Here is a 12,785-nt window from a genome sequence, read left to right as displayed (position 1 = left end):
ACTAACTCACTGAGGTGGAGGGCGTTGTCGGTACCACAATGGTGTTAATGCCGGTCAGTTGCGGGTCCGTCAGGTTGTTGACGGTTGCCAGGCTCTCCCAGTACCGCGCATCGCCGTAATTGTCAGCAGCCACCTGATAAAGATTTCCGCCTGACAAAGTGACACTTTTGACGCCATTTGCCGTCTGACCCGTGCGTACGTTTTTGTTAACGCGCTCAAGTACGGAGCCGAGGTTATAGAGTGCTGGCAACCTTGTCATGCCATCAGCCTGGGTAAGAAGGTTGTTTACCGTCGTCGATATCGGGTTGCCGGGTATAATGCCGCCCAGCGTGGTGATTTCGCCCAGCGAGTTTTCGAGGGATGAAATCGACGTCTGAACAATCTGCTGCGCCGCGATGATGGGCCTGACGACCGCCTGCACCTGGTCTACCGTTGCCGTGGCGTAGTCCTTAACCGTACTGACTGCAGTCTGTACCGTGCTGACCGCTGACGTCACAGCATCAACTTCGATGACGCTGGAAAGGTTGAGTGCCTGCCCGATATCGCTGTCGATAAGCGCGTTCAATGCACCGGTTAGCGAATCGGTCTGTAACGGACTGTCGTTACGCTGCACCACCGCCAGCGTGATGCTGTATGGCCTGCGATACTCAAACTCATATACCGGGTTAAACTCGGTGACCACCACGTCAAACGAATAGCCTGACAGCGTCATGGTCAGCGTTTCACCTGCGTCCCTCATCTGCTCCAGCATGGAAACGCGGGATGATGTGGTGTCACCTGTGAAAATGCCTGACCAGGTGATCGGGTCGTACTCAACGCCCAGGACGTCAACCAGACGGCGACCGCCAATCATCTGGTGCGTGACCGTCTTTTGCCGACCGGGGATGATTATTCGTTCAGGAAGCTCGAAATCCAGAAACTCAAAATCGCCGAGGATCAGCCGCGTGGCAGACAGGTTAAATCCTGACGCCACATTTCTGACCGTGGAAGAGAGCGATGTGAGTGAATCAAATAACGCCATAACTCTCTCCGTTAACGAAATGCACCGCTCGCCATGCCTGGGTGTAGCAGGCCCATCGTCGCATCAATACCGGTCGGGCTGGTTGGTGCCCGGCTGGCCTGCTTGGTCTGGTGATTGGTGACGGTTTCGGCGATCTGCTTGCCGTCGAGGTAGGTTTTTGAGGTGACCATTACCGGTCTTTGCTGACTTGGGATTTCCGGATAGACACCGGTTTTCCTGTAAGTTGCATCGGCGGCGTGGTTACGGTCAAAGTCCGCCTGGGTTGGTGTCCACGGCTTCATTTCGACGCCGGTGTTGTCTTTGGAGTTTTGCGCTCCAAGCCTTGCCCGCTCGGCGTCTTCCTGCGACTGGCTTACAGTGCTTGTTGGATACAATGCTGCGAAGGTAGTTGCGGCAATGATACCCGGCAACCCTGCTAATGCAGAACCAAGAAGCCTGATGCTGCCCGCCTGACTCCCTGTCAAAATGGTGACCGGTGATATCAAAGCACTGAATGCATGCTTCAACAGCCACGCCCCGCCTTTCATTGCCGCCAGCGCCGTTACAACTTCGAGCAACGACATAGCGGAACTGGTGAATTTAGGGTGTGCATTGCTGAATTCAGTCAGCTTTTGCAGGAAAGTGGTCAGGCTCGACAAACCCTTGGTGAAGGTGTCAAGCAGGCCGCCATCCTGAGCAAGCGCAAGCTGGAAATCCTTCCATTTAGCGTCGAAGTCAACGCGCTTGCCTTTATACGTCCCAGCGGTCTGCCTGCTGGCATCGTCTATGCCCATCTGCTTTTCAAAAGCCTTGGCAGCCAGCTCAATAACATGCATTTGCTTCTCAATCAGGTTGAACATCTTGCCGCCCTGACGACCGAAAATGACGTTATTTTGTAGCTGAATCTGCTCTTCAGACATTCCCTTGGCAGCGTATTTAGGCCTGATCACCTTCTCATAGAACTCAACCGGGTCACTTGCGAGAAGCTTGAGGTCTGTCAACTGGGAGCCTGGCCCGCCAACAATGGACTTAATGCCGCCCATGCTGTTGTGGATGATCTTGGACCTGTCCCAAACACCCATATCCTCAAGCTGCTTAACAACCTGATTAGGCAGCTTGATAGTGCCAGTCAGCCGGTTGTACGCCGTCATTAAGGCGTCACCCGCAGCGCCCCCTTTCATCTCACCAATGATAGGCTCAAGCTTGGCATAGAGAGCGGAGTCGTTGAGGTTATAGGCTGACGTACCAGCGCGCGCCATAAACTGACGCAACTGGCTGAAATCGATGTTACCACCGGATGACTGCACCGCCTTATAGGCATTGTTCATGATGGAGTTGAATTTGGCCGGACTGTTGAGGCCGCCAGCCTGCTCCACGAAGCGAAGCATGTCCATTTCTTTGGCATGCGTCATATGGTTTGCTGCAGGGTCCATAGACGCCATCGCAAACTGCATTTTTGCCATCATTGGCGCTGCAAGACGCGCACCTTTTAGCTGATCTTCGGTAGTAAGTTCGCCCGACTCACGGAACACGCCCTGAGCCTCAACAAAGAAGCGCAGCATGTCGTTTTTCGAAGCGCCCATTACTTTGGTAGCCTGAGCAAACTTATCAGCCTCTTTTACCGCGGCGTCACCCATGCCATAGGCTGAGAATCGCGCAAGTAATGTCTGATATTCGGCCCCAGCTTCAACTGCACTCTGCATGAAGTGGAAGCCGCCGTAAGCGATGGCAAGATTCTCCATGCCGTGCTCACGGGCCCCACTGCCAGCGGGGCCTCCACTTCCGGGACCTCCGCCACCAACCCCGCCAGGACCCCAGCCGCCGGGTGGCACGCCATTTTTCCAGCCTTTCCAGCTACCAGCGCTTCCACCGGGCCCAGTAAGCAATAATGCTCCACCTGGAGGAGGAAGCATTCTGCCACCACCGCTCGCTGCGGGAAGTAAGTTTGTTGCACTGGTTCTGGATGCAATACTTGATGTGGCGGCTATGCCTACAAGTCCGCCAATCATTGCGTTTGAGGCAGGTGCAGTACTGGCGATTTGTTGGGCTGCCTTGGCGGCACGCTCCATTGAATCTGCGTATGTTTTAGCGCCAAGCGCCTGAGATGTTGCCGGGCTGTTCAGGCTGCGATTGAGCTTATCAAGAGCCCTTGAAGCTGCTTCGGAGCTTTTGGTGATTGCCTGGATGCTTTTGTTGATGGCATCAAACTTGCCGCCTAGCTCTTTTGCATCCTTACCAACCTTCGCAAGGTTCTTGCTCAGTTGATCGTTGAGGGTCAGCAGGACGGCAACGCGGTAAGCCTGAGAGTCCATATACGTATCCTGTGGGAAATAAAAAACCCGGCGCAGTGGCCGGGTCTTGTTTGATTCGCATTATTTAGCTATTTACCGAGGAATCCGGTGAATATATGCCATACCTCGCCAGAACGTGGCTCAATGACGGAGGCAAAAACTTTCCCCTTTTCCGGATAGCCCGGAATGAGGTAGTCGTCGTATTTAACAAAGGTCAGAGGCCGGATTGAGTAACTCAGGCAGGAAAAATGCCTTGTGGCATCAATCATATCCACATTTCCGCCCTGCTCGTTGGTGATTGCGACGTCGCGGGTTGCTATAGCCCCATCAAGTGATCGACAAAGCATTCCGCCATCTTTGAGGGTAAGCTTCTCACCTTTGTGAAATGCTGCACTGCAAGTGAAAGAGAGCGCCATCATGGCGACGGCAATAAATGAACATCCTGTCTTTTTCATCTCAAGCACCAGTTGGGTTACGTTAGCTGAATATTACCACTCGCCCGGCGCATTTAGTAGAAAAAACAGGCAGCAAAAACTATTTCATCCTCGCAGAAATGACCTTGACGATCAGCTCTGGTGCACTGTCCATCACCTCACCTGCAGCAGGCCCAAGAAATGGCCTTGGGGGATATGTTCAGTGCCATTCTCCTGATAAAGCGCTATATCCAACGGGCTGCCGATTATTGCCCCGTTACCATCTGATCGCATGGTGATTGAATCGCGCAGTTCGCCACTTCTCAGTAGCGGATTGTTGGCCGGGAAGCCTTTGGACACGCGCTGGTCCATAGTTGATTGCGCAAGGGGAGCCCAGGCATCGAAACCGTGACTGGATGGCTGATATTCACCAATCTTTTCCTTTGCCCGATCACGTATAGCCTCACCAAGCGCATGCGCGATACCGTTCTGTCCATTGCCGATTGATGTGGCGAGCGAGGAAAAGGCCGATGCCAGGTTATCAAGTGATACGTCTTTCATTTCCTCTCCTCATACTCGCCGGTGATCCAGTTGTACTTCTGCCCGCTGTCCAGTTCGCTGAGAGTGACCTGCATTGCAAGCTTTTCATGCTGCATCAGGTCATCAAAGCCTTTGAACAGAACCGAAAAGGGAACGCCGTTTTTCATCAGATAACATCTGTTGCGAAAATCAGCGTTCCCTGTCAGTTTTTTGCAGCCTGCTCCACGTCACTGTCAGTTTCGCCAAAACCGGCATCCTGTACCGCTTTGATCATGTACTCGCGGATTGCAGCCATCCCCTCTTTCCCGAGGTGCTTCAGACGACCATCAATCTGCGCCTGATTGGTTGGCACCGAATAATCCACATCATCAATCGACTCAACCATGGCAGCCGGGAAAGCATAGCCGCTCATGTAAGTGTGGTTTGCGGCATTGGCAGCGCCTACAGCAATGAAAATGCGTGATTCTTCCAGCGGGTCCAGTTCGCGCAAAACAATGCGACGGCCTTTGGAGTCTTTCAGGATAGTTGCTGCTTCTTCCTGTGCCGCAACATTCGCTGCGGCACCCTCTTTTACTGTGACATTAGCCATGTATTAAGCTACCTGTAGGCGGCGTTTAGCCGTGAATGCGAAGGACTGGCGAACGGTCTGATCACCCTGTTTCTTTCCGGGGTCAGTGAAGTTGAACTGTACGCCGGTATAGCGCCAGACAGTGACGGCACCGCTGCTTTCGGTGATGGTTTCAGTGATGGTGCCGGCGGCACGGTTGATGCCAGCGAAATAGTCCGATTCCCACTGAGCCCACCACGAATCAAGCGTTGCATCCTGCCGCTCGGCCTCAATGGTGCCATCCCAGTTCTTGGGGATCATGAGCGTGTCGGTTTCGCCGGTAATTTTGGTCACATCGACCTGGTTTACTTTCGGCTTTGCATCAAAAGAGATGACCACCGGAATGGTTACGACGCCATAAGCCGTGTTGATATCAACCTGCACGTCGCGACCGACTGTGTACCCGTTAAGAGGCATAGTTCTTGCTCCAATAAAAAGCCCTCACATGGAGGGCTGTTGAACTGTTAAATGGTCGCGCTGCTGGAGACGGACACGTTGACGCTTGCGCCGCCTTCCAGGTTGATCAGGAAGTAGCGAACGGTTGCCAGATACTTAACCTGCACGTCTGCAACCATATAGCCCAGCGCTACGCGTGAGCTTGGGTTATTTGTCGCATCGAGCTTAACGCTGAATGCCGGACCGCCATTCGGATCACCAATCATGCCCTCGTCTGCGAGGTTCTGCAGGAAGGACTCGATGGTAGCCTTGGTGCTCCGGCGCAGGTCGGTAGTCTGACCCTCTCCCACAACGTAACCAAACGATGCCGCCAGCGTCGCAGACAGGTAGTTTGTCATGCGGGTATAGGTGTCGTCGTTCTGCGTGGTTGATGACGCAGCATTGCGACCAGAACGCAGGCCGAAGTAATTTCCGCCGGGGCATGGGTTGGTGATGACGTCCAGGCGAGCGGTGCTGAGCGCGCCGATTTCGCTGATGCTGTAAGGCTGATTTGCCAGTTGACGTTGAGTGGCAACGATATTCGTGATCGCTTTATTCAGGGCGTTCACATTTGGCGACTGAGAAGCATATTTAGCCGCCACAAACGTTGCAGGGGCGCACATGCGGGCACTCAGGCCATTCAGTGTGTCGTTCCAGTAAGGCCAGTCGCCGACCAGAACTTTGACCTGCCAGCTGTCGACACCTGATGTGTTAAGCGTGGTAGCCAGTGTCGCGTAAGTTACGCCAGCGGCAGCCTGCACAACGCCAAACGTGCCTTCTGACATGCAGAATGTGTTGATTGTCGGCCACTGAGTGCTGTCGGTTAAATCAACCAGGTTCAGCATCTGGATGCCAGCGCCGCGCAGTGCATACATGCCGGTACGGGTAGTGCTGGTGCCGTCCGCTCCAACCAGAACAGAGTCTGTGATGGTTGTTGCGCCATCGGTACCGCCGGTCAGTTGCCACACGGTTGTGGTATCAGGAACTGCGGTTGAAGTACCAACGGTCGCCACAACAAACTGACTCGCACCACGCACGGCGGTAATGCCGTTGTTGACCGCGCTGACCAGGCTGGCCCACAGAGCCGCACCTGAACCGGTGATGTTGTCGAACACTTCCGGCGTCTGGCCGGGGAAGTAAACGGTCAACTTGTAACTGTTTACCGCCGTGCCGATCGAAATCTTCGCGGTGATGCCGTTACCTTTGGTGCCGGAATACTTAGCTGTCAGCGTCATGCCGGTTACTGGTGTCCCGGCGGTGTCTTTCAGGGCAATTGCTGCCGCAAGGTCGGTTCCGTCGGTAACGCGGACGCATTTCAGGTTGGTTGCGCCAATCTGCAGCGAGATAGCGATGGCAGTGCACAGGTCATATTTGCGAACCTGCTGAGAGCCGAAGTAAAGCGCCTGATCGGTATCAGAGCCAATGGGCACCGGGGAGTTGACCGGGCCCCATGAAGCAATACCAACCAGGCCCAGGCCATCACTTGCCACGCCGTTGATGTAGCGTGTTTTTGGTGCCTGAATGCCTACATACAAATCGGCAGCAGACAGCGCGGTAGTGTTAAGGCTACCGGTTTGATAAACGGGCATATCATTTCCCCAAATAAAAACCCGCCTCAGTGAGCGGGTCATTTGTTGACAGAGAGTGTTATCAGTCTGCTTTTGCTGCCTTGAAGACATAGCAGGCCATTTCGCCAGCTAAAATCTCCTTGATTTTGGCTGAGTCATTAATCCGATCACCAATCTGGTAATCCATGAAAGCGTGACGCACGACGAGGTCGTAACCCAGCTTATCGGGTGCGGGTGAAATCTCAGCGGGTGCGCCTGATTTCTCGTTATCTGCCATGTTGTTACTCCGGGAAAGTTTGAGTTGTATGCGTGTCGCTCACGTTCATCGTAGGAGCAACAACCTGAATTGCCTGCGCGGTCTGAAGCGAGCTGAAATCGACGCAGAAAATCATGTCGTGACGGTAAACAAGGTAAGACTGAGCGCTGTCACTGATGAGAGAGCGTTTGTACCTCAGTACCGTAGGCGAGCCGTCGGGCATGCTGAGTGATGTCAGCGCCGAAAGGCCGTTATCGACAGCAAGAGCGGCTGCAGCGCGCACATCAGGCGAGCCGGCCCACACCGTAATCTGGAAATCCTTTTCCTGGCGGCGAAGTATCCGCCCGACGGTGTCATTCGCACCAATCCTTACCTCAAACGCAGCGGTAGATGGCATTGTGATAACCGGCCCAGCATTCGACGCACCCGCAATCAGCACCGTCAAGGCAGTGGTGATCGTCGTCAGCGTGTCAGTTGGCTGCACCGCATAGGTGTAATGCTGGTCATTGCTGTGAATGTTGATATTGGTCGGAGTGGTTACTGTGCCGCCGAAGGTGATTTGCTGGCCCGATACAGTAGCGGTGATGCCAGAAGCACCTTTCGAGATGGTGCGCCATGGCCTTCCCAGCGATTCGGTGAGCTTCCTCTCAGTTGACAACGGATAAACGCTTATGTGACAGCCGCCAGCGCTTAAATCATCTTCCAGGCGCTTTGGCTGAGGCCATCCGGCGTAAATGTACGTCGTCACACCAGATACTGAAGGCTGCAATGTGCCGTTGGGGTAAATCACACCCGCGATAAGCGATACCAGCGTGTTCTGAATGCCGTAAACGTCTGCCATATCACGGCCTCACCTGTTGTGCAGTTAATCGCCAGCCTAAGTCCGTCAGTTCGGCTGAGGTCAGCTTATACCGGCCACCGAGGTCATCGGTGATGATATCTGCCGTGCGCAACGTCACCCCATTTACGTAAGGTAGCAGGACGTTAAACCACGGGTTTTTAGCATCAGCAGGCAATCCGACTTCGTTTTTCTCGCCCTTACTGCCCTGAAGCATTGAGCAAGGCCAGTTGGTCATGATCGGCACCTCACTCGCTGCAGTATCGCCACCGTAGCCGATAGCGCCGGGTCCTGTCCCCATGGATGGGCGAAGTATTGATATGGTTCGATTACAGCTCACCAGGAGAATTGGTAATGTTGTCTGCATCGCGGCAACAAAGAATGTGCCATCCTCTGGCGAAACCAGATAATCTCCTGGCAGAAATGCCCGACCGTCAAAAACGCCAAGCCATGTGGCCTGCCCGTATTTATTGGGCGCGCTGTAGGAGAAATTCGTGGTGAAAGAGGCTGGCAGAGTTTGCAGCGCTGCTGTTGCCAGAGGGTTAAAGGCACTCGTTGCACGAAATTGCTGGGCGTTGTAACCAATGCGTTTCGCCGCTTTTCCGTAGCCGATGTAAACCTTTTCTCTGAGTTTTGAAGCATCCATTTCAGCACCTGACGATTTGCGTTATGCCGTTGCCAATGCCTGGTCCGGGTGCGGCCCCAAGAAATGCACACAAACGGCGACGCCATGAATCGAACAGTTTTTCCCTGTCACGGACTTCATTGGCATTTCTTACCCAGACTGCCGCCTGCGCGGTATCCAGATTGTCAGCAGCGCCGTAAATGCCCGATTCAAGACTGGCAAGAGGCGTAAGGTAGGTATTAATCAGCACTGCCTCCTCACTGGCGCTCAGCGTTGTCAGGCGCTGGTAGAGTGACATGGTAACCATCCCGAATTGCACATACACCAGGTCCTGATTAACGTTCGCAGCCATCGTGGTGCCAAGGTTTTGATATCCCATGTACCGCCGCGTATCGGTCATCTGGGCGTCAGTGAGTGCCATATCAGCCCCTTACTTTTCCGCTTCGTCAGCTTTTTTTGTTTTCTTGGGCGCATCTTCACCAAACAGAGTATGTTCCTCGGTGAGATCGCTTTTGTTGATCACGACATAACCATGGGGGTTATCATCAGTAACTGCTGAGACAACTTTTACAGTTTCAACTATCATGTGAATTCCTCGTTTGAGGGAGGGGGTTGGTTCCCCTCCCGGCACTGATTAACCCAGCAGCATGGCGATGTGGTTTGACTTGATGGCCTGACAGCCCCACGCCAGGCGGACGTGATAGACCAACTGCATGTACTGGCGGTAGACCGCAATATCAAACACGATGCCTGACACTGGATCTGTCACCTGCATGACGTCTTCAGCCATATCCATCGCTTTACCATCAGGGCCGATAGGCATCTGAGGCGAGCGGGTGATTAGCTGCACAGCGCTTGAACTGAACGACAGGTTTGGTGTTGCTGTTGCGCCAACAGTCACGGCGGTAGCCGATGCTGCGATAGCGTTTCGCAAACCCGGCGCAGCGATGGTCACGACACCCGGAGCAGTAATACCACCGGTCACCACATATTTGTTGGCATCGCCAGCAAACGTGATGGTGTTGCCAGGCAAAATAGTGCCTGTACCGGCAGTGAGGTTGATTTGAGTCGCCCCAGCCGCATAACCGGCAGTATCGGTGGTATAGCCAGAGCCGGTACCCTGGGCGACTGACTGGACAGCGTTTGAGTTGCGGATCATCTGCCCCTCAAGCTGACCAATAATGCCGTGACGCAGCAAATCAGACGTACCCGCCTCGTTTACTTTAAACAGAACATTCTGCTTACCGCGCAGGTTGGCAATCGCTCCCGAGCCCAGCACCAGATTCAGATCGGTCTGGGGTGCGCCGTTGTCATCGAGGATTTTACGAACCTGAGCAATGTCCGACAGGTCGCCTGCCACGCCAAACGGCGCAGTTCCCGGAGTACCATAAGCGCGTGAAGCGTTCTGATAAACCGTGCTGAACAGGTCCGCTTCAATCTGATTTGACAGGGTGCGAAATGCCTGAGTGAACTGATTAAGCAGTAACGCGCCATACATACCGGCATTATTCAGCCCACGCTGCTCCTCACCGTTCCAGCGAATCGGATAGTGCTTCGATTTGCTGATGGTCATCGTCACATTGCCGATGTTCTGATCACCTGTGTTAGGCGCAGTAACAGCCGGGGTGTTATCGCCCAGTGTCGCCTGCGGCGCAATCGGGATCATGATGGTTTCGTTCAGCGCAGCGCGTGCCGCACTTGAGTTGCGCGTTACAGCCGGAATGAAGCCGATTTGCTCACGTGAAACAACGTCAAGCGCTTCATAAATGGTCGGGATTAACCCGGTTAAGGTGTTTGCCATGAGGCACGATCTCCAGAAAAGTGAAATGAGTGAATGCTGTGCGTAGAGCCATCCAGCTCATTCGCGGTGCCCCATCCGGGGTATTTCCATAGAAGCCCACCGAAGTGGGCGATGTCTTTTACTGCGGGGGATCAGTCAACAATGCTGACTTCACCTTTTCCTGCTGCCTGAGCCAGTGACTGTTGTTCGGGCTGCGGCAATGCGTCGAACTGGGCGCGGGTAACTGTTCGTTTCCCACCAACACTCTGGCTGCCATGCGCTCCGCTGCCGGATGCACCGGAGCCTTTAAGGATGTGTTCTTTGTGCGAATAACCGTCCACGATGATTTCCAGCGCCTCATCAAAACCAGCAAGCTCACCCGGAGATGAACGGCTGTAAATTTTGTTGCCTGACTGGTCTTTGGCAACAATGCGACCATCTTCAAGAGAGAAGGCGCTGCCAAATTTGGCCTGGACCAGATCGGCAGGAATCGCAAACTTGTCGCCAATAAGCTTTGAACGGCTGAATGCCCGCCAATTTTTTCGTTGTGCAGTTCAAGCTCAAGCCGTTCGGCTTTTTCTACGTATGGCTGGTAACGCTGCTCCAGCGCTTTTGTCGCCTCAGCCTTAACGCGCTCAATCTCACCGGCATCAACCAGTTTTTTGTCATCCAGGTTCTTGACGAGAGAAAGCGCCCTGACAGCTTCTTTGGCGTCGGTAATCCCTTCAAACTGCTTCAGCGACGCTTCGGCTGTTTCATAGCGCTCACGATTGCCTTTGGCTTCTGCATTCAGGCGACCGATAGTTGCCACGGTTCCTGCGGCGTCAAACGGCACTTCTTTGCCATCGTCGTGCACGTAAACCGGCTTGCCATCGGATACAACTACGTGACCATGTTCGTCGAGTTTGAGTTTCATGTTTGATTTCTGCCTTACTTGTGAGCCATCCGGCCCGTTACGCCGCTCTGCATCCGCAGGTTACGGCCATAAAAAAGGCCCATGCGGGTGCATGAGCCTGTGTTTTCCAGCGTGACTGTTAGCCGGTGAGTTTTGTCTGCGTTTCGCCCGGACGTGGAGGTTGTGCCGCGATGCGGGCCTGTTCGTCTGCCCAGTTCAATTCGACATCAATCAGTCCACGGCGCTGCATCTCGTTAAACAGCGTTTCGTTCGACAGAGCATTACTGACGTTCATACTGAGCAGCAGATCAGCAGAAGCCTCGGCAAGATTCGATGCGCCAAAATCACGGAAGATAGTGATTGACCCGCCGTCTGTTTCCTTGATCCACTCAGCGGCATACTGCAGCGCAAGGTTTGTGGCGTCCGTCAGGTCACCCACAATGCGCTGCAACGCGCAGGTTCCGGCTTCACTGTCGGCGACCGTCTGCGCCACCGTCTGGCGTCCAGGCTTGATAACCAGCAATTCAGCGCCAATCTGACGCATCAGGTCTTCAAGGTCGCGCAGGTCAGTACGTCCGGCTTCGATGGCTTTGCCTGTGTGCTCAACGTATTTCAGATCAGCATTATCTTCGTCGGATGTGATAGCTGAGGCTGCCCCCACGGTAATGGGGCCGTCACCCAGTTTGCGCCCGAACAGGATTGGCACTCGGGCAACGTGCAGAATCGTCTGCTGATCGCTTTTCGACTGCCAGTGCTCAACATTGAGAAATGCGAGCTGTGCCAGCGGCGGCCGCGCCTGCATAAAACCCGTTTTATCACCGTAAACCGGAACAAACGTGATTTTATTGAGGCTCGTTGTGCCTTCATCATACAGTTGCCATTCTTCCGCTACGTTGCTGCCAGACTGTTTGCGGTAGGTACGCCAGCGACCTGGGTTAAGTACCCTGACCTGCTCTATCTGCTTTTCCACAAATTCATTAGCCGGATCACGCTCGCTGACCACCTCAACAAAGCGAAGCATGGTAAATGTTTCACGACCATCGACTCTTTCAGAGTCCCAGTCGAGCAGGCTGTTGGCCGCTATCTTCACAAAATAAGGACGCAGACCGCGCTGCCGTTCCTCAGCCTGTGTTAACTGACCTTCAGTAGGTGGATGCTCCACCAGCATGCCGCAGATACCGTAAGAAAGCGTCTCTTCGCAGATGTCAGCTAAGAATGAATGCAGGTTGGTTCCCTGCAAATCGATATCAGGAAACATAGCCTGAATACGTTGCGGTACCTTTTTCTCGTCCCATGACACCGGACGGGAGAATGGTTTACCGCTTAACACCTCAACCGTGCGGGAGAATGCAGGCACCAGCGTGGCCGTAGCCAGGCGATTGCTATAAAACTTTTCATCTTCATTCGGCCACTGAGGCAGGTAGGTTTTACCTGCATTTCGCATGGCTGACGTACCGCCCAGCAGCGCGGTAATCATCGACCATTCAGCAGTAATGGCCTCGACTTTAGCGGACCGTTTGCGAACGTCATTACTCAT

At 53.9% G+C, this 12,785-nt stretch carries 15 protein-coding genes and 1 pseudogene; all 16 read right to left on the bottom strand.

Annotated elements, in window-relative coordinates; all coding sequences use genetic code 11:
* Position 1: 1 nt before the first annotated feature.
* Positions 2–1,021, bottom strand: a complete 1,020-nt coding sequence (locus C1N59_RS23170) for a hypothetical protein (RefSeq protein ID WP_394551484.1) — start codon at positions 1,019–1,021, stop codon at positions 2–4.
* 11 nt (positions 1,022–1,032) lie between these two features.
* Positions 1,033–3,312: a hypothetical protein gene (locus C1N59_RS23165; RefSeq protein WP_394551482.1), complete on the bottom strand. Its 2,280-nt coding sequence runs from the start codon at positions 3,310–3,312 to the stop codon at positions 1,033–1,035.
* A gap of 68 nt (positions 3,313–3,380) precedes the next feature.
* Positions 3,381–3,746 (bottom strand): hypothetical protein, encoded by a 366-nt coding sequence (locus tag C1N59_RS23160; protein ID WP_394551480.1) that lies wholly within the window; start codon positions 3,744–3,746, stop codon positions 3,381–3,383.
* 132 nt (positions 3,747–3,878) lie between these two features.
* Positions 3,879–4,265: a phage virion morphogenesis protein gene (locus tag C1N59_RS23155; protein ID WP_394551478.1), complete on the bottom strand. Its 387-nt coding sequence runs from the start codon at positions 4,263–4,265 to the stop codon at positions 3,879–3,881.
* A complete protein-coding gene (locus C1N59_RS23150; RefSeq protein WP_394551476.1) occupies positions 4,262–4,411 on the bottom strand; it encodes a hypothetical protein in 150 nt (49 codons plus the stop codon). The genes C1N59_RS23155 and C1N59_RS23150 overlap by 4 nt, the downstream gene beginning before the upstream one ends.
* A 35-nt stretch (positions 4,412–4,446) precedes the next feature.
* Positions 4,447–4,833: a hypothetical protein gene (locus C1N59_RS23145; RefSeq protein ID WP_394551474.1), complete on the bottom strand. Its 387-nt coding sequence runs from the start codon at positions 4,831–4,833 to the stop codon at positions 4,447–4,449.
* Positions 4,834–4,836: 3 nt separating this feature from the next.
* Positions 4,837–5,268, bottom strand: a complete 432-nt coding sequence (locus C1N59_RS23140) for a hypothetical protein (RefSeq protein ID WP_394551472.1) — start codon at positions 5,266–5,268, stop codon at positions 4,837–4,839.
* A gap of 47 nt (positions 5,269–5,315) precedes the next feature.
* Positions 5,316–6,875: a phage tail protein gene (locus tag C1N59_RS23135; RefSeq protein WP_394551470.1), complete on the bottom strand. Its 1,560-nt coding sequence runs from the start codon at positions 6,873–6,875 to the stop codon at positions 5,316–5,318.
* A gap of 61 nt (positions 6,876–6,936) precedes the next feature.
* Complete coding sequence (locus C1N59_RS23130) at positions 6,937–7,131, bottom strand: hypothetical protein (protein ID WP_394551468.1); 195 nt, start codon at positions 7,129–7,131, stop codon at positions 6,937–6,939.
* 4 nt (positions 7,132–7,135) lie between these two features.
* Positions 7,136–7,951, bottom strand: a complete 816-nt coding sequence (locus C1N59_RS23125; RefSeq protein WP_394551466.1) for a hypothetical protein — start codon at positions 7,949–7,951, stop codon at positions 7,136–7,138.
* 1 nt (position 7,952) lies between these two features.
* Positions 7,953–8,594 carry a hypothetical protein gene (locus C1N59_RS23120; protein ID WP_394551464.1) on the bottom strand — a complete coding sequence of 214 codons (642 nt, stop codon included), beginning with the start codon at positions 8,592–8,594 and terminating at the stop codon, positions 7,953–7,955.
* A gap of 1 nt (position 8,595) precedes the next feature.
* Positions 8,596–8,994: a hypothetical protein gene (locus C1N59_RS23115; protein ID WP_394551462.1), complete on the bottom strand. Its 399-nt coding sequence runs from the start codon at positions 8,992–8,994 to the stop codon at positions 8,596–8,598.
* Positions 8,995–9,003: 9 nt separating this feature from the next.
* Positions 9,004–9,159, bottom strand: coding sequence for a hypothetical protein (locus C1N59_RS23110; RefSeq protein ID WP_394551459.1), 156 nt, complete (start codon positions 9,157–9,159; stop codon positions 9,004–9,006).
* Between the two features lie 48 nt (positions 9,160–9,207).
* Entirely contained in the window at positions 9,208–10,374 is a 1,167-nt protein-coding gene (locus C1N59_RS23105; protein WP_394551457.1) for a P22 phage major capsid protein family protein, read from the bottom strand.
* A gap of 131 nt (positions 10,375–10,505) precedes the next feature.
* Positions 10,506–11,269 (bottom strand): annotated as a pseudogene (locus tag C1N59_RS23100) (DUF6651 domain-containing protein).
* A gap of 118 nt (positions 11,270–11,387) precedes the next feature.
* Positions 11,388–12,785 (bottom strand): DUF4055 domain-containing protein, encoded by a 1,398-nt coding sequence (locus C1N59_RS23095; protein WP_394551455.1) that lies wholly within the window; start codon positions 12,783–12,785, stop codon positions 11,388–11,390.

The organism is Pantoea sp. SGAir0183, from assembly GCF_043545505.1.
Note: the sequence above shows the minus strand (reverse complement) of the source record. Positions and strands in the feature narration are given on the sequence as shown.

What these genes read in the sequence shown, in the direction of transcription:
- C1N59_RS23170 (WP_394551484.1), bottom strand. Translation starts at nt 1,021, where the DNA reads ATGGCGTTATTTGATTCACTCACATCGCTCTCTTCCACGGTCAGAAAT.
- C1N59_RS23165 (WP_394551482.1), bottom strand. Translation starts at nt 3,312, where the DNA reads ATGGACTCTCAGGCTTACCGCGTTGCCGTCCTGCTGACCCTCAACGAT.
- C1N59_RS23160 (WP_394551480.1), bottom strand. Translation starts at nt 3,746, where the DNA reads ATGAAAAAGACAGGATGTTCATTTATTGCCGTCGCCATGATGGCGCTC.
- C1N59_RS23155 (WP_394551478.1), bottom strand. Translation starts at nt 4,265, where the DNA reads ATGAAAGACGTATCACTTGATAACCTGGCATCGGCCTTTTCCTCGCTC.
- C1N59_RS23150 (WP_394551476.1), bottom strand. Translation starts at nt 4,411, where the DNA reads ATGAAAAACGGCGTTCCCTTTTCGGTTCTGTTCAAAGGCTTTGATGAC.
- C1N59_RS23145 (WP_394551474.1), bottom strand. Translation starts at nt 4,833, where the DNA reads ATGGCTAATGTCACAGTAAAAGAGGGTGCCGCAGCGAATGTTGCGGCA.
- C1N59_RS23140 (WP_394551472.1), bottom strand. Translation starts at nt 5,268, where the DNA reads ATGCCTCTTAACGGGTACACAGTCGGTCGCGACGTGCAGGTTGATATC.
- C1N59_RS23135 (WP_394551470.1), bottom strand. Translation starts at nt 6,875, where the DNA reads ATGCCCGTTTATCAAACCGGTAGCCTTAACACTACCGCGCTGTCTGCT.
- C1N59_RS23130 (WP_394551468.1), bottom strand. Translation starts at nt 7,131, where the DNA reads ATGGCAGATAACGAGAAATCAGGCGCACCCGCTGAGATTTCACCCGCA.
- C1N59_RS23125 (WP_394551466.1), bottom strand. Translation starts at nt 7,951, where the DNA reads ATGGCAGACGTTTACGGCATTCAGAACACGCTGGTATCGCTTATCGCG.
- C1N59_RS23120 (WP_394551464.1), bottom strand. Translation starts at nt 8,594, where the DNA reads ATGGATGCTTCAAAACTCAGAGAAAAGGTTTACATCGGCTACGGAAAA.
- C1N59_RS23115 (WP_394551462.1), bottom strand. Translation starts at nt 8,994, where the DNA reads ATGGCACTCACTGACGCCCAGATGACCGATACGCGGCGGTACATGGGA.
- C1N59_RS23110 (WP_394551459.1), bottom strand. Translation starts at nt 9,159, where the DNA reads ATGATAGTTGAAACTGTAAAAGTTGTCTCAGCAGTTACTGATGATAAC.
- C1N59_RS23105 (WP_394551457.1), bottom strand. Translation starts at nt 10,374, where the DNA reads ATGGCAAACACCTTAACCGGGTTAATCCCGACCATTTATGAAGCGCTT.
- C1N59_RS23095 (WP_394551455.1), bottom strand. Translation starts at nt 12,785, where the DNA reads ATGAGTAATGACGTTCGCAAACGGTCCGCTAAAGTCGAGGCCATTACT.